The sequence below is a fragment of the Tullyiplasma multilocale ATCC 49900 genome, from assembly GCF_000483165.1.
Lineage (GTDB): Bacteria > Bacillota_I > Bacilli_A > Mycoplasmatales > Mycoplasmataceae > Tullyiplasma > Tullyiplasma multilocale.
This window is the reverse complement of sequence record NZ_AXXW01000006.1, coordinates 21,545-38,740: the sequence shown is the minus strand read 5'-3', so window position 1 is coordinate 38,740 and position 17,196 is coordinate 21,545. Positions and strand designations below refer to the sequence as shown.

13 protein-coding genes are annotated in these 17,196 nt (G+C 32.1%); 9 read left to right on the top strand and 4 right to left on the bottom strand.

The window, feature by feature from the left end; translation table 4 throughout:
* The first annotated feature begins 212 nt into the window (after nucleotides 1-212).
* Genes argF through aguA form a run of 3 tightly spaced genes read left to right on the top strand, consistent with a single transcriptional unit; the run spans nucleotide 213 to nucleotide 3,864 of the window.
* On the top strand, nucleotides 213-1,292 hold the full coding sequence (argF, locus tag G319_RS0101515; protein WP_026389370.1) for an ornithine carbamoyltransferase: 1,080 nt from the start codon (nucleotides 213-215) through the stop codon (nucleotides 1,290-1,292).
* A 12-nt stretch (nucleotides 1,293-1,304) separates the two neighbouring features.
* The gene (locus G319_RS09110; protein ID WP_026389369.1) at nucleotides 1,305-2,768 is read left to right on the top strand and encodes an APC family permease; all 1,464 of its coding nucleotides are present in this window, start codon (nucleotides 1,305-1,307) and stop codon (nucleotides 2,766-2,768) included.
* A gap of 4 nt (nucleotides 2,769-2,772) precedes the next feature.
* Nucleotides 2,773-3,864 (top strand): agmatine deiminase, encoded by a 1,092-nt coding sequence (gene aguA, locus G319_RS0101505; protein ID WP_026389368.1) that lies wholly within the window; start codon nucleotides 2,773-2,775, stop codon nucleotides 3,862-3,864.
* A gap of 14 nt (nucleotides 3,865-3,878) precedes the next feature.
* Here the strand turns inward: aguA and G319_RS09105 are convergent, their stop codons facing one another.
* Nucleotides 3,879-4,349: an Lrp/AsnC family transcriptional regulator gene (locus G319_RS09105; RefSeq protein WP_026389367.1), complete on the bottom strand. Its 471-nt coding sequence runs from the start codon at nucleotides 4,347-4,349 to the stop codon at nucleotides 3,879-3,881.
* A 121-nt stretch (nucleotides 4,350-4,470) separates the two neighbouring features.
* On the opposite strand from G319_RS09105, the gene G319_RS04590 reads away from it, so the two are divergent.
* The gene (locus G319_RS04590) at nucleotides 4,471-4,818 is read left to right on the top strand and encodes a hypothetical protein (RefSeq protein WP_051350852.1); all 348 of its coding nucleotides are present in this window, start codon (nucleotides 4,471-4,473) and stop codon (nucleotides 4,816-4,818) included.
* A 22-nt stretch (nucleotides 4,819-4,840) separates the two neighbouring features.
* Here the strand turns inward: G319_RS04590 and G319_RS04585 are convergent, their stop codons facing one another.
* Entirely contained in the window at nucleotides 4,841-5,827 is a 987-nt protein-coding gene (locus tag G319_RS04585; RefSeq protein WP_035358770.1) for a 5'-3' exonuclease, read from the bottom strand.
* A gap of 185 nt (nucleotides 5,828-6,012) precedes the next feature.
* Nucleotides 6,013-6,462, bottom strand: a complete 450-nt coding sequence (locus tag G319_RS04580; protein ID WP_156902654.1) for an IMPACT family protein — start codon at nucleotides 6,460-6,462, stop codon at nucleotides 6,013-6,015.
* A gap of 306 nt (nucleotides 6,463-6,768) precedes the next feature.
* Here G319_RS04580 and secA point away from each other — a divergent pair, with 306 nt between their 5' ends.
* Genes secA through G319_RS09100 form a run of 5 tightly spaced genes read left to right on the top strand, consistent with a single transcriptional unit; the run spans nucleotide 6,769 to nucleotide 16,394 of the window.
* Nucleotides 6,769-9,603, top strand: a complete 2,835-nt coding sequence (secA, locus tag G319_RS0101480) for a preprotein translocase subunit SecA (protein WP_026389366.1) — start codon at nucleotides 6,769-6,771, stop codon at nucleotides 9,601-9,603.
* Nucleotides 9,604-9,658: 55 nt separating this feature from the next.
* Nucleotides 9,659-11,656: an excinuclease ABC subunit UvrB gene (gene uvrB / locus G319_RS0101475; RefSeq protein WP_026389365.1), complete on the top strand. Its 1,998-nt coding sequence runs from the start codon at nucleotides 9,659-9,661 to the stop codon at nucleotides 11,654-11,656.
* Between the two features lie 11 nt (nucleotides 11,657-11,667).
* Nucleotides 11,668-14,505, top strand: a complete 2,838-nt coding sequence (gene uvrA, locus G319_RS0101470; protein WP_026389364.1) for an excinuclease ABC subunit UvrA — start codon at nucleotides 11,668-11,670, stop codon at nucleotides 14,503-14,505.
* Complete coding sequence (locus G319_RS0101465) at nucleotides 14,505-15,620, top strand: bifunctional folylpolyglutamate synthase/dihydrofolate synthase (RefSeq protein WP_026389363.1); 1,116 nt, start codon at nucleotides 14,505-14,507, stop codon at nucleotides 15,618-15,620. Before uvrA ends, G319_RS0101465 begins: the two co-directional genes overlap by 1 nt.
* Before the next feature lie 9 nt (nucleotides 15,621-15,629).
* On the top strand, nucleotides 15,630-16,394 hold the full coding sequence (locus G319_RS09100) for a folate family ECF transporter S component (RefSeq protein ID WP_051350851.1): 765 nt from the start codon (nucleotides 15,630-15,632) through the stop codon (nucleotides 16,392-16,394).
* A gap of 524 nt (nucleotides 16,395-16,918) precedes the next feature.
* Here G319_RS09100 and G319_RS04570 read toward each other — a convergent pair.
* Nucleotides 16,919-17,155 (bottom strand): S1 RNA-binding domain-containing protein, encoded by a 237-nt coding sequence (locus G319_RS04570; protein ID WP_051350850.1) that lies wholly within the window; start codon nucleotides 17,153-17,155, stop codon nucleotides 16,919-16,921.
* Nucleotides 17,156-17,196 lie beyond the last annotated feature (41 nt).

Here is a 17,196-nt window from a genome sequence, read left to right as displayed (position 1 = left end):
AAGTATTATGTACGAATAGTCCCTAATATATGAATAGCATGTTAGAAATTAAATAAGATTAACTAATAAAGATTAAACTAAATATTAAAAAATTGGATTTCGAATCCAATTTTTTAATGTAAAAATAACAATATTTAACCTTTGTATTTGGCGTCAACAAGAAGTATTCTAATTGTGAAAGGGGATTTGAAAAATCAAATCGGTGTAAAATTATGAACAAATTAAATCATTTTATCGATACACAAGAACTTAGCAAAAAGCAGATATTCGAAATATTTACTTTAATGAGGATGCTGAAGGATGCACGCTACAATGGAGCTACTCCAAAATTATTGGAAGGAAAAACTCTTGCAATGATTTTTGAGGAACCATCAACAAGAACAAGGGTTTCATTTGAAGCCGCAATGACATTATTAGGTGGTCATGCTCAATATCTAAAACCAGGTGAGATACATTTGGGTCATAGAGAATCTCTTTATGACACAATCAAGGTTTTATCTCATATGTGTGATGGAATAATGTGCAGGGCCTGAAAACATGAAACTGTGACGGAGATTGCAAAACATGCAGATGTTCCTGTATTTAATGGGTTAACAGATTATAATCATCCAACTCAAGCAATTTGTGATGTTTTCACAATGTTGGAAAAACTTGAATATACAAAGGATAAAAAATTGACAGACATTGATTTTTCAAAAATCAAAGTAGTATTCATTGGAGACAGAACTAATGTATGTTCGTCAACAATGCACATTACAACACAACTGGGTATGAATTTCATTCACATCTCGCCAAAACAATATTCATCTCCACAAGAATGAATTGATATAGCATTGAAGAACATTGAAAATGCAGGGTCCGGTTCAGTAAAAATTTCGGAAGATGTTAACGAAGTGAAAGGTGCAGATGTTATTTATACAGATCTGTGATGATGAGTTGACCAAGAAGAAGAAGCTAAAGACAGGGTAAAAGCTTTCAAACCAACATACCAAGTGGATAAGGAAATGATGAAATTAGCAAATGAAAACGCTATTTTCATGCACTGTTTGCCGTCTTCAAGAAATGTTGAAGTTCTAGATGAAGTGATTGATTCGAATCAATCAGTTGTCTTTGATCAAGCTGAAAATAGACTGACAGCTCAAATGGGATTATTGGTTTATTACATGTATGGAAGAATTGACAAGACAAATGATAATGTGAAAATCTATCATGATGGACTGATTAGGGCATTCTTAGAAGATAGAGAAAGAGAAGATAAAAATAGATATACATATATCTACGAACAAGATTAGAAGGAGTCTAGTATGACTGAAAAAGTAAAGAAAAAGGGTCTCCGAATTATTGACTTAATAGCTATTTCATTTAGTGCAATATTCGCTTTGGATTCTTTTGCAATGGCAGCCGCCATTGGGTGACAATCAATTATATTTTGAATTATTTTAGCTTTGTTGTTCTTCATCCCTTATGGCTTAATATCATCAGAACTTGGATCTACTTATGTTGATGGTGGTATTAATTCTTGAGTAAGAAGAGTATTTGGGACACGATGAGCTGCCAGAACTAGTTGATTTTACTGATTGAATGTTTCTATTTGAATGTCAGCATCATATATAGTTTTCGCAGCAACAATTTCATATATGTTTTTTGATGGAACTTTAACAATTTGAACACAAGTTGCAATTGCTGCAGGTTTAACTATATTAACTGTTTTGATTAGCTTGCTGAAAGAGGAATGACTTAGATATATTCCTAATTCATCATCGATAGCGAAAGTTATAGTTACTTTGCTGTTGGTTGTTGCAACTATCGTTTTCCTTGCAAAAGGAAATGGTGTTTCAACTCCAATAGATGATCCGGGAATGGGAATTGTCCCTTCTTGATCAACAGGTTTATTATTCATCCTGGTTATCATTTATAACCTGTGTGGATTTGAACTTGGATCAAATCAAGTTTTATCTATGAAAAACCCCCAAAAAGATATTCCGAAAGCTACTTTGGTATCCGGTATTACAATTGTTGTAGCTTATGTAATTGGAACAGTGGCTATTAATATTTTGGTTGATGTTAGTGATGATTTTGATATTGCTAATGGTTTGATTGTTGCTTTGGGCAGAGGACTTCCGGTGTGACTTACAAACACAATGGGTATTTTATTAATATATTCACTATTCGGAACAATGATGACTTGAGTTATTGGGGCGAATCTTGGAGCCGTTGAGGCGGCGGAAGATGATCAACTGCCGATTGTATTTGGTTCTAAATTCAAACCCACAGGACAACCATTGGGTGCTTCAGTTCTAACGGGAGCTATTTCTATAGTTTGCTTACTTATTGCTGGATTTACATCTAAAGCAGGAGATACAGAAACTGGCGATCTGTTTGAGGCTTTATTCTCATTCCAATCAGTAGTATTCTTGATCCCGTATCTATTGATATTCCCTTCATTTTACATGTTGAGAAAAAAAGATAAGGAGGCAGAAAGACCATTTACAATTCCAGGAAATAAATATGTAATATTTATGATTACGTTTGTGCCTTTCTTCCTGATAATTGCAGCGCTGTTCTTATTAACTGTTGGAGATTTGATAATTCAGCCAGAAGAAGGAATTGATTGAGCTAAAAGTGGTATGAAGTTAGGATTCACAATAGGTGGTTCACTATTTTCTATTCTCGTTGGAGAAGTGTTGATCAGAATAGCGGAAAAAAATGTTAAGAAAAAATCAGAAAGACAGATAAAAGAAAAAGAGCAAATTCAAAAAGGAGCTTAAATTTATGAAAAAAATATTGAATAGTACACCTAAATCAGATGGTTTTAGAATGCCTGCTGAAAATGATGTACATAAAGGGTCATGAATGATGTGACCTGAAAGAACAGATAATTGACGTGGAGGAGCTAAACCGGCTCAAGTGGTTTATGCAAATATAGCAAACACCATTATTAAATACGAACCCCTAACAATGATAGTGAGTGCTAAACAATTTAATAATGCAAAATCAATGCTCGATGAAAAAATCAGATTGGTAGAAATGTCTAATGATGATGCGTGAGTACGTGATTGTGGAGCGACATATATTAAAAATGATAAAGGAGACATCAGAGCCATTGACTGAATGTTCAACGCTTGAGGTGGCTTAGAAGGTGGATTGTACTTCCCTTGAGACAACGATGATCAAATAGCTAGAAAAATGGCCGAAATATCAGGTGTTGATTACTATCGTGCTGACTTCGTGCTTGAAGGTGGTTCAATTCACGTAGATGGAGAAGGCACACTGTACACTACAGAAGAATGTCTATTGAATTCTAACCGTAATCCACATTTAACAAAAGAAGAGATTGAAGATAACATGAAAGAGTACCTTGGATTAGAAAAAATCATCTGATTGCCATTGGGTGTATACAATGACGAAACAAACGGACATATTGATAATATGATTCAAATTGTTAAACCAGGTCACGTTGTATTAACTTGAACAGATGATAAAGAAGATCCTCAATATGCAATTAGTTTAAAAGCTTTAAAAATTCTTGAAAATGAAACAGATGCAAGAGGAAGAAAAATTAAAGTTACTAAATTGCTTCAACCAAAGCCGATGCATTATACTGAAGAAGATGTATATGGTGTAGATACTACAAGTGATGGTATGGTTAGAGAGTCTGGGGAAAGATTAGCCGGATCATATGCCAATTTCTATTTAGTTAATGGGGCTGTCCTTTTACCAATATTTGGGAACATTAATGACCAAAATGCCATAGATGTCATTACAAAACTTTATCCAGATAGAAAAGTTGAACCAATATTGGCTCGTGAAATTCTATTGGGTGGTGGAAATATTCACTGTATTACACAACAAGAAATTCAATAGCAAAAAAACAGGATTTAATCCTGTTTTTTAGTTTCGGGAGACCACGAATCCATATCAAAAATGATATCTGTTATAAGTGCGAATTCCAATTTATTAACACCCGAAAAACCTTTAATGGTATCAATGAAAAAATTCAAATCCGAAAGATTTTTAAAGGCACACTGGATACTTATATCCTTTTCTGTTAAGTGCTTTGAAAGGTATACTACATTTTTCTTATGTTCCATACAAAATTCTTCTATATCGTGATATATTTTCCCATTTGTTCACAAATATATATCAGCAATATTAAAATACCCAAATTTTGATGGAATAAGGATAGCCCGAGTTCTCATATAACCAGAACTTTCCAATGAACTGATGTGGCTCTTGATCGTCTTTTGTGCAACGTTCAATTTTTGTGCAATTTTGTTGATACTAATTCTTGGATCTTCTTTGAGGATTTCAATAATCTTCATATCCAAACTGGTCAATTTCTTTTCCATGGGCTATCACCTCTAACTTAATTATATAAACAAGTACCAAACAAATAAACCATATATATGTAATATATATGGTTTCATTTAGAAACATTTTTTTGTTATTATTTATTCAGGAGGAAGAGTTATGCAACAACAAAATATTGTGGGTTATTGAAGAAGATGATTAGCAAGTTTAATTAACTGTGGAATGATCGTAATTACATTTGGTATTTACTCAATTTTCTTAATTATTAATTTCATCATTGGTAGAGCATCTATTGGTATGAAAGCTGTAAACATGGATTATTCAACTCGCAGACAGTTAAGTTTATTTTTGTGTAGCTTCTTGCAATTATTATTTTTTATTTTAATAATTCCAATCGTTATTAATTTCTTTTTGGTTATAACTAAAAAGGGAACATATGCCGAAAGATGAAGTGATAACTACTACGTGGACTCAAGACCAGGTTGAGTTAATTCAAAATTTAGATAATTAAAAATAGAATCTTGCGATTCTATTTTTTGTTCTTACAAATTTTATTCATAGCACTATCAGCACATTTTTGTTCAGCAACTTTTTTACAAGTCGGATCTTCTTTAATGGCTCTTTGATTTTCAATTTTCTTAACTACATTTCCTGTGAATGCTCACATTTTTTGTTGCTTTAAGAATTTAAGATAACCATAATAGTTAACTCTTAATTTTCTGAAATCAATACGACCTAATTTTAAGTCATTTTGAATAGTTGCTATTTTTTTATTAAGTAAAACTTGTTCTTTACTTGATACAAGTTTGGAACAAACACCAGCTGGTATTTTATCTATGTTTTCGTAGATATTTTCAACTGTATCGAATTGTTCTAGAAGGTCAACTGCTTGTTTATAGTGAAGACATTTAACACCTTTGATGTTATCTGATGCATCTCCCATTAAAGCTTTAATATCTGGAACTTGGTGTGGTTTACATCCAAATTTTTCAAATACTTCCTCTTCTTTAACAAATTCAACTTTTTCTTTTTTACTTACGTTTGTGATAATCTTTGTGTCATCACTTACTAATTGGAAAGTATCTTTATCGTTTGACAAGATGTGAATGTTATATCCTAACTTACACCCAATACGAGCAATAGTACCCATAACATCATCACCCTCATAACCAGGTTGTTCATATCATGGAATATTAGCCGCTGTTAAAAACTCTCTAATGATTTGCATTTGAGGAATTAACTCACTAGGAGTTTCTTTTCTTTTAGCTTTATATTCTGGATATAAGTCTTTTCTTCAACATCCCTTGTCAACATCAAAGGTAACAATAATTGTGTGGTAAATATCCATATCAATTAATTCATTAATTTTTGCTACGAATGTATAAATAGCATTAATCATGACCCCGTCACGATTCATTGCTACAGTTTTTCTTTTTAAAGATCCGTAGTAACCTTTGTGTAATAAATGATAACCATCAATAATTAGTATTGTCTGTTTCTCATTTTTAGTATTCATTGTATTCAATCCTTACGTTAATAATCATATCACTAAAAAAGCCTTATATTTCTATAAAGGCTTTTTCAATTGAAAGTATTTTTATTGGTAAATTAACATCTCTTAAAATGTTCTTATTTGAATTAATTATTTTGTATTGTGGTTTTTCTAAATATTTTTTTTCAACAATCTCTAAATGATTATTTCTAAGATAACCATCAACATCTTTTGTGTTTTGGATATCAAATTCGAATTTGATTTCGTAAATTTTTTTGTAGATCTTTTAACTCTATTTCATTTATTAATTGGCTAGCGCTTGTTGTATATGCTCTTGTTAGGGGACCTGCTCCAAGTTTTACGCCTCCAAAGTATCTAATAACTAAAATTACGATATTTGTAAGATTGTTCTTCTCGATGACATTAAAAATGGGTTTACCAGCCGTTCCACTAGGTTCTCCATCATCGTTGAAACCGCCACTTTGTTGTTCAACACCAATTTTATAGGCATAGCAGTTGTGACGGGCATCTGTTTTGGAATATTCTTCTAAAAATGAATCCAATTCTTCTTTTGAGGAAATCTGAGTGGCTATAGTTATGAATTCTGATTTCTTGATTACAAATGAGTTTTTGAAAATTGATTTACTGATAGTCTTCATAAAATTCCTCCTTGTTATGATTTTAACAAAATTTAGTGTTTAAAAATTATTTACATTCTTTTATATTAATGGTATAATTAATTTATAAACATATCTTTTAAAGAGGAAGCAAGGCTTTCTCTTTTTTTATTTATTAATAAGATGGAATTGCAGACAAATTTTTCAGTTTAATAATCATTGATAGTATCTATTGAAAGAGTTGAAAACGCTTCTGGTTTTGATGTCAAAAACATTGGCTTAATCTATTTTTAAAGTTGATAAAATAGTATAATTAATTTATTGAACTAAAATCATAAGGAGATAATAATGGCATCAGATAAATCACTTATTAAACGCTATGGAAAAATAGCTGATCAAATCATTGCACTAGAACCAGAAATGGAAAAATTAAGTGCTGATGATTTTAAACTGAAAACTCAAGAATTTAAGCAAAGATTGCAAGATGGAGAAACTGTTGAAGATATTCTTGTTGAGGCTTATGCAGTCGCTAGGGAAGCGTCTAAACGTGTTCTTGGTCTTAATGCTTATAGAGTTCAATTAATCGGAGGTATCATCTTAAATTCAGGTGATATTGCTGAAATGAGAACAGGGGAAGGGAAAACTTTAACAGGATTATTCCCAGCTTACCTTAACTCTTTAACTGGACTTGGTGTCCACATTGTTACAGTTAATGAATACTTATCAAGACGTGACTCTGAAATTAATGGTCAAGTTTATGAGCTTTTAGGAGTAACTGTCGGATTAAACTCTTCAAGACTTTCAAAAGCTGGTAAACGTGAAGCTTATTCAGCCGATATTACATATGTAACTAACTCTGAATTAGGGTTCGATTATTTAAAAGATAATATGGTGACTGACTTTGCACAAAAAGTACAACGCGGACTTAACTATGCAATTATCGATGAGGCTGACTCGGTTTTAATCGATGAGGCAAGAACTCCGTTGATTATTTCTGGAGGTTCTTCATCAAGAATTAATCTATATCGCGCTGCAAATGATTTTGCTAAAATTTGTGATGAACATACAGATGTGGATATTGACTTGGAATCAAAACAAGTTTATTTAACAGAAGCTGGAATGCTGAAAGCTAAGGAATACTTTTCAGTTGAAAATTTATTTGATGTTAACAATACTGAAATTTTCCACTTAATCATGAATGCTTTAAAAGCACATTTTACTTTCAAAGAAGCTGTTGAATATACTGTTCGTGATGGAGAAATTGTTTTAATTGATCAATTCACAGGTCGTATCATGGAAGGGCGTTCATATTCAGATGGACTTCAACAAGCACTGCAAGCTAAAGAGGAAGTTGAAATCGAAGACGAAACTGAAACATTAGCAACAATTACATATCAAAACTTTTACAGACTGTATACAAAAATTTCTGGAATGACAGGTACAGCAAAAACTGAAGAAGAAGAATTTATTAAAATTTATAATACTCGTGTTGTATGTACACCAACTAATAAACCAGTTATTCGTGTTGATGAAGGTGATTACACTTTCGGAACTAAAAATGCTGCACTGAAAAAATTAATGATTGATATTAAAGCAATTCACGAAATCGGTAACCCTGTTCTTATTGGAACAACTTCAGTTGAGTCATCAGAGCAAATTTCACGATACCTAGATAAAGCTGGATTGAGATATGAAATGATTAATGCTAAGAACCATGATAGAGAAGCTGATATCGTAGCTGTAGCTGGTCAAAAAGGTGCTATTACATTAGCAACCAACATGGCTGGTCGTGGTACAGATATTAAGTTATCAGATGAAGTTAAATCTTTAGGTGGTCTAGTTGTATTTGGAGTTGAAAGAAATGAAGCAAGACGTATTGATAATCAATTACGTGGTCGTGCTGGACGTCAGGGAGACCCTGGTATGTCAAGATTCTATATTTCAATGGAAGATGATATGATGATCCGTTTCTCATCACCAAAAATGAGAGCAAACTTTGCAAAATTAGGTGATGACCACATTAAGTCTCGTATTTTCACAAGAGCCGTTACAAACTCTCAAAAGAAATTAGAAGGTATGAACTTTGATCAACGTAAAAACGTTTTAGATTATGATAATATTTTAGCTCAACAACGTGAGGCTATGTATTCACAAAGAGATGACATTTTAGAAGCACAAGATTTAAGTGTTGTTCTTAAGAAATTCCAATACACGGTAGCTTATGAAATGATTAATGAACACTATATCATGGTAAGTGGTGAGAAAACTATTGATGCGCCTGCATTAATAAAAACAATTGACGGGAAAATTGTGGCTCACAATAAATTCAAAGCTGAAGATTTCTATAATCAAGAAAAATCTGATTTAGCGGAGCGTTTGGCTAATGCAATGATGGAATTCTATCAAGCAAGAATTTTGGGAATTCCTGAAGATGTAGTTTTAGGCATGGAACGTAAAATAATTTTAGAATCATTTGACAAGTTCTGAACTAAACACATTAACTTATCATCAAAATTAAAATCTGGTATTTACTTACAACAATATGCACAAAATAACCCACTAGCTGAATATGTTGAACAGGCAACTAAATTATTTAATGGGATGAAGATTAATATTGCTATCCAAGTTGTTGACACATTATCGAAAGTTATTTTGGCACCAAATCCAGATGAGGAACCAAAACAACAAGAAATTCAAATCACAGACGCTGATATTGACTTAATTTTGAGCGAAACAGGTTTAACAAAACTTCAGTTAAACAATGAAGATATTAACAATCGTTTTAACGAATTATTTGAAGAAAATAAAGAAGATAAAAAGGCTTTAGCAAAATTAAAAATGCAAAGAGATATTTTATTGGGATTAGTAATTGAATTAGAAAAAAGATTTGCCGAAAGAAAACAACAGCAAATTGAAGTCTCTCCAGAAGAGGTTATGAATATTCTAAAAAGTTTCAAAATCCCGGATATTGATCAAATCAATGATGAAAAAATCCAAGATGGCTATAACCAATTGCTTGAAACAGTCGCAGAAGATGACGAGGCTAGAAAAATTCAAATTGACATGGCCCGCCAAATTATCACTGAATTAGGTAGACAATTGAAGTCGATCAAATCAAATTCAAAAAATAAAACTGAACAAGTTGATGAAGATGAAGAGAGAACCAAAACAAAAATTGGTTAGGCAAAAAAACTAGGCAAGTTCTAGTTTTTTTCCATATTAAACAAAAGGAGAAGTTATGAGCTTTAATAAAGAAAAAAAATACAATCTTGTTTCAAAGTATAAGCCAGCTGGTGATCAGCCTGTGGCCATTGAACAATTATTGACAGGTTTAGAAGCTGGTGAAAAACACCAAGTATTACTTGGAGCTACAGGAACTGGGAAAACATTTACAATGGCAAATGTTATTGCAAACCAAAATCGTCAAACTTTAGTTCTTGCCCACAATAAAACATTAGCTATGCAAATATACTATGAGTTAAAGGAATTCTTCCCAGATAATAGGGTAGAATACTTTGTTTCGAACTTTGACTTCTTTCAACCAGAAGCTTATCTTCCTTCAAAAGATTTATATATTGACAAAGATGCTCGTCAAAATATTGAGTTAGATATGATGAGATTAAGCGCTATGAATGCTTTGACTACGAGAAATGACACGATTGTTGTAGCATCAGTTGCAGCTATTTACGCATCTCAAAATCCGAAAGATTATAGTGATGCATTTTTCGAACTAAACATCGGTCAAAAACTAAGTAAGAAAGAACTATTGATGTATTTTGTTAAAACAGGATATACCAGAAATGATATTGAAAATGCTCCCGGAACATTTAGTGTAAAAGGTGATGTTATTAAAGTTGTTCCAGGATGAACTTCAAATATTATGTATCGTATTTCATTGTTTGGTGAAGAAATTGAAATGCTTGATGTCTTAGATACATTAACTGGGGGAGTAATTGATAGAACAAGAACAATTACTGTTTATCCAGCTCAAGCATATGTTACCCCTGAAGACAAGTTGCAAGAAGCGTGCGCAAATATTAGAAATGAAATGGTTGCAAGAGTTAAATGGTTTGAAGATGAAGGTTTACTATTGGAAGCTCAAAGGTTAGAGCAAAGAACCAAATATGATCTTGAGTCATTAGAAGAATTTGGATTCTGTTCTGGTATTGAAAACTATTCAGCTCAATTAGATTTCAGAGAAAAAGGTCAAAGACCTTTCACATTATTGGATTATTTCCAAGACGATTTCTTAACTATTATTGATGAATCACACATGATGATTCCTCAAACTCGCGGAATGTATAACACTGATAGATCAAGAAAAGAAACACTGGTTAAATATGGTTTCAGACTACCTTCAGCAATGGACAACCGCCCATTAAATTTTGAAGAGTTTAATGAAAGTCTGGGGCAAATAATTTACACATCTGCTACTCCTGGTGATTATGAGATGGAATTAACTGATGGTAAGTTTATTCAACAAATCATTAGACCAACTGGACTACTTGACCCAATTATTGAGGTTAAGAAAACAGAAGGGCAAATTGATGACATAATTGAACAAATTAAAATCAGGAAAGAACGTAATGAAAGAGTTTTCATAACAACACTTACTATCAGAATGAGTGAGGATTTAACATCTTATTTACAAGAGAAGGGTATCAAGGTGGCTTACCTTCACTCAGAATTAAAAACTATTGAGCGAAGTGAAATCTTAAACGATCTTCGTAAAGGAGTTTATGATGCTGTTGTTGGGGTTAACTTGCTTCGTGAAGGACTAGACTTACCAGAAGTGAGTTTAGTATGTATTCTTGATGCGGATAAACAAGGATTCTTACGTAATGCGAGATCATTGATTCAAACAACAGGTCGTGCAGCTCGTAATGCCAATGGTTTAGTAATATTCTACGCTGATAGTGTCAGTCCAGCGATGACTCAAACTATGGAAGAAACTTCAAGAAGACGAGCAATTCAAGAAGAATACAACGCTAAACACGGCATTGTTCCAAAAACAATTATCAAAGATATTTCAGAAATAATGATGACTGAAAATGCTCGTAAAAATGTTAATGAATTGAAGAAAATTCGTGGAACAAAAAACAAAAAAGAAGCTATTCAAAAAGTTATTGATCAAATGAGAAAAGAAATGCTTGATGCAGCAAAAGCCTTAGACTTTGAAACTGCAGCAACATTGAGAGATACAATTATTGAATTAGAAGGACAAAAAAACTTTTAGGGGAAAATATTATGGCAAAAGATAAAATTATAGTAAAGGGAGCTAAGGAGAACAACTTAAAGAATGTTGACCTAGAAATTCCAACAGATAAGTTAGTTGTCTTCACGGGTTTATCAGGAAGTGGTAAATCTTCTTTAGCGTTCTCAACAATTTATGCTGAAGGACGTAGAAGATACATAGAATCACTTTCGGCTTATGCAAGACAGTTTTTAGGTGGCAATGAAAAACCAGATGTTGACTCAATTGAAGGATTGAGTCCAGCAATTTCAATTGATCAAAAGACAACATCTCACAACCCACGTTCAACTGTTGGTACAGTTACAGAAATTTATGATTACCTACGTTTGTTGTATGCAAGAGTTGGAACACCATTCTGTATCAATGGACATGGACAAATTAAGGCTGCATCAATTAAAGAAATTGTTTTAAATATTCAAAAAGAAACTGATGAAGCGGAACAAGTTTATATTTTATCTCCAATTGCACGAGATAAAAAAGGAAGTCATAAATCTGATTTAGAAAAACTTAAAGCTGAAGGATTTATTCGTGTAAAAATTGATGGACAAATCAGAATGTTGGAAGAAGATTTAGAGTTAGACAAAAATCAAAGACATGATATTGATATTGTAGTTGACCGTCTAATTTATAGAGATGAAGAAGAGATTAATTCTCGTATTTTTGCAGCGATTGAAATCGCACTAAGATACTCAAATGGTATGGTAAAAGTTTATTATCCCGAAACTGAAGGTAAAGAAGAAAAATTGTTCTCAACTTCATATTCATGTAAGGTTTGTGGATTTAATATTCCTGAAATGGAACCGCGTTTATTCTCATTCAATGCCCCTTTAGGAGCGTGTGAGGATTGTGGTGGACTTGGGGTTAGCTTGGAAGCAGATCCCGGTCTTATAATCCCTGACGATGAAAAAACTATTAATCAAGGTGGGGTTGCTTACTATAAAAACATGGTAGGTTCTGATAACTTAGAATGACAAAGATTCAGAACACTATGTGATTACTACTACATTGATCTAGATTTACCTATTAAAATGTTAACCAAAGAACAACGTAATATGATGTTGTGAGGAAGTGATGATGAAATCGAAGTTAAATTAGTTTCATCTAATGGACGTAAACATGAATCTGTTGAATACATTGAAGGTGTTGCGACCTTAATTCAAAGAAGATACTTCGAAACAAAATCAGAAGAGATTAGAAAATGATACTTAAAATTCATGAGTTCAAAAACATGTAAATTATGTAAAGGTTCGCGTTTAAATCAAACAGCACTATCAATCAAAGTGGATGGTCTATCAATTCATGAATTTACAGAAAAATCAATTGAAGAAGAAATGGATTTCATCCTAAATATTCAATTAACTGAAAATCAAGAAAAAATTGCGAACCTAGTTCTTAAAGAAATTGTTTCAAGAATTAGTTTCTTGAATGAAGTTGGTTTAGGTTATTTAAATCTGTCAAGAACAGCTACAACTTTATCTGGTGGAGAAGCTCAACGTATTAGACTAGCAAAACAAATCGGTTCTCAATTAACAGGAATCCTTTATGTTCTTGACGAACCTTCAATCGGTCTGCACCAAAGAGATAATGATAAATTAATTGCTACTTTAAAACACTTGCGTGATCTAGGTAATACTTTAATTGTTGTTGAACATGATGAAGATACTATGAAAGAATCTGATTGAATTGTTGATATTGGACCTGGGGCTGGTGAACATGGAGGAGAAGTTATCTTCTCTGGAACATATGATGAAATTTTGAGAGCTGACACGATTACTGGTAGATATTTATCTGGACGCGAAAGAATTGAAGTGCCTAAAACTAGACGTGGTGGAAATGGTAAAAAACTTGAAATTTTCGGAGCTAAGGAAAATAATCTAAAAAATATAAATGTCACTATCCCGTTGGGAAAATTTGTAACTATTACGGGAGTTTCAGGTTCAGGGAAATCAACTTTATTAGAAGATATTATCTATAAGGGAATTCATAAAAATCTATCACGTGAATTTGTTCAAGCTGGTAACTATAAAGAAATCAAAGGGCTTGATAATGTAGATAAAGCTATTTATATTTCTCAAGAACCAATTGGTAAAACACCACGATCAAATCCTGCTACATATACAGGTGTGTTTGATGATATTCGTGACTTGTTCACTAATTTACCTGAAGCCAAAGTTAGAGGATACAAAAAAGGGAGATTCTCATTCAATGTTCCTGGGGGACGTTGTGAAAATTGCCAGGGTGATGGAATAATTACTATTTCAATGCAATTCATGCCAAGTGTTGAAGTTCAATGTGAGGTTTGTGAAGGTAAACGTTATAATGATGAAACTCTGCAAGTTAAATATAAAATGAAAAATATTTCAGATATTTTAAATATGACAGTTGAAGAAGCTGCTCTATTCTTTGAAAATATTCCACAAATTAAAGTTAAATTGGATACTATCCTAGAAGTTGGTCTTGGATATATTCGCCTTGGTCAAAGTGCTACAACTTTATCTGGAGGAGAATCACAACGTATCAAACTTTCAACTTACCTACTGAAAAAAGCAACTGGTAAGACAATTTTCATGTTAGATGAACCAACTACAGGTTTACACATTGATGACGTTAAAAGATTAGTGGCTGTTTTAAATCGATTAGTTGGTTTAGGTAACACAGTAATAGCTATTGAACATAACTTGGACTTTATCAAAGTTTCTGATCACATTATTGATATGGGACCAGAAGGTGGAAATGGCGGAGGAATGGTTGTGGCTTCTGGAACACCTGAACAAGTAGCTACAAGTGAGATCTCATATACAGCTAAATATCTAAGAGAGTACTTAAAATAATGATTTCTGTAGAAGAAAAATTAATACCAGTAAATAAAAGATTTGCTGACGAATATAACCTTGATAAGGTTTTAAAAATTTTGGGAAATCCCGAATCAAAACTTCCAACAGTAAATATTGTTGGAACTAATGGTAAAGGGTCTACATCATTTTATTTATCCAAAGGTTTATTAAAAAAATATAAGAAGGTTGGATTATTTATCTCGCCTGCTTTCTTATACCAAAATGAACGAATTCAAATCAATAACGACTACATTAGTGATCAAGATTTAAAAGATTATTTATCTAGAGTGGATAGGTATATAAATGAATATAGTTTAACTTTCTTTGAAATTTGAACATTGATAGCAATTATGTATTTTTCTGACAACAATGTTGACATTGTTGTGATGGAGGCCGGAATCGGTGGGGTAAATGATTGTACAAGTTTAATGAGCAATCAAATCCTTTCACTGGTAACTTCAATTTCTTTTGATCATGTAGATGTTCTAGGTGCAGATATTAATGGAATAATTGATCAAAAAGTAAATATTGTAAAACCTAATTCTACAATCATAATAAGTGAAGATAATTTGAAATATATTGACCAAGTTAAAAAGTCTCTAGAAACTAAAAATGTCGAAATAATTCAAGCACAAAGATTAACTGATTCTGTATATTACCAAGAAGGAAACAAGGGGCTCGCTAAAAAGGCTTTGGAATTTTTAGATGTTGATATTGATAAAGAATTATTTAAACTGCAACCACCTCTAGGTCGTTTTACAACAATTATTGATGGTGAAAGAAGGATTGTTATCGATGGCGCCCATAATGAAGACGGTATAAATAAATTAATTGAAACAGTGAATAACCAAGAAGAAGACTATATAATCTTATTTGGGTCAATAACTACTAAAGACTATGATTTAAATTTACAAAATTTAAATAAAAACTTTGATGAAGTTTATATAACTAACTTTGAACACTTTAAGGCATGGGATATAAATGAAATTGAGTATAGTAAGAAAGTAGTTGATTGACGTGAATTTATAAGAAACAATCACGACAGAAACATTCTGGTATGTGGTAGTTTGTACTTTATACCGCTTGTCTATGATTGACTTCTTAGAAAGTAGGAATTATAAATGTCACAGCACGTATTTATGATTGTAACCCAAGTCATTTGTGCGGCATTAATTGTAGCATTGCTAACGTCTGGAGCAATAATGGAAAAGTTTAGCTTGAAGAGATTCAACGTTAAAAATATTGCATTATTAGGTATGCTTGTAGCTCTAAGTGTAGTGCTAACAAATTTTGTTGGGTATGCGATGTTATTTGGAAGAAAGATAATGGTTGGTAACTTCATCATGTTTTTAACAGGGATGATGTTTGGTCCATTATCAGGAATGGTTGCTGGTATATCATCAGATATTACAGGCAGCATATTAAATTCAGGTGGTGGGTTTCACTTTGGATTTATGTTAATCAAAGTAATGATAGGTTTTGCTGGTTCACTAGTATTTTTCAATAAGAATACAAAGTACTGAATTCCTAAAATGGTTCTAATTTATACAATTTGTATAATCTTACACCTTTTTGTTATTCACCCAATCGCTATTAGTGCTTTATATGGATCATCAATAGCGGCCGTTAATTGAATAAGTAAGCTTATTCTTCTGCCAATTCAAGTTGTTGTTTATCCATTTTTAACTTATTCATGTTTTATGGTTCTATTTATCTTCATTAGAAATGATGTTGGTAAACCAAATAGCGCATGAGTGGGGAGACATGGTGAGGTTAAATTCACCTTTAAACCGAAAATTTCTGAAGCTGAAAAAATTCAGATTAGAAAAGAAAAAAGAGAAAAAGCTGAAAAAGCGAAATCTCATAAAAAAGTAAAAGAATTATAATCATAGTTAAATTTCAAATGGACACCATCATAGAATTAGAGAGATGATCTAGTTTGTTAAATGTAAGAGTTTCATTTGCTAAAGTGTAAAATTTAATTTGTTTATATATCTATTTAAGTTTGTAGCTTTAATTACAATGTTATATATAGGGATAATGAAATTCCACCAGCGTTCTGGTTTATCATCTTTTATACACTTATCAAAACCCAAATCACAAGTTGATCGATAAGAGTGTTCTAAAAGCAGAAACTGTTGAGTTGCTAGTTATTCAACTATTAGTTAAAAATATTAACTAACCGAAATAATAATTAACATCAATGTAATCTAACTTAATCTTAAACAAGGCGAACCCATATAAGTGGTTCGCTTTTTTATATCCGATATTTGATAAAAATAATAAAAAATATTTGAGTATTAAAAAAATCTACCGGTTGGTAGATTTTTCTAAACAATATTTACTCTTCAACTATAACGACTATTTTGCAAATTATTATGAATTTAAAATGAATATGTTATTTGTTAAATTAAGCAGCTCTTTTGATTGATAATTTAACTTGTTTTTTACCTTCGTTTACTTCCATAACTAAAGCGTTAACTACGTCACCTGAAGCAACAAATTCTTTAGCGTCTCTTACGAATTGATCAGCGATTTCAGAGATGTGGATTAATCCTTTATATTCTTCACCGTTAATTTCTACAGTACAGAATGCTCCGAAGTCAACGATATCAGTAATAGTTGCTTGTACAATTGTGTTTTCCATTTTAAATCCTCCTTATGTATAGAGTATAACTCTTAAATAGT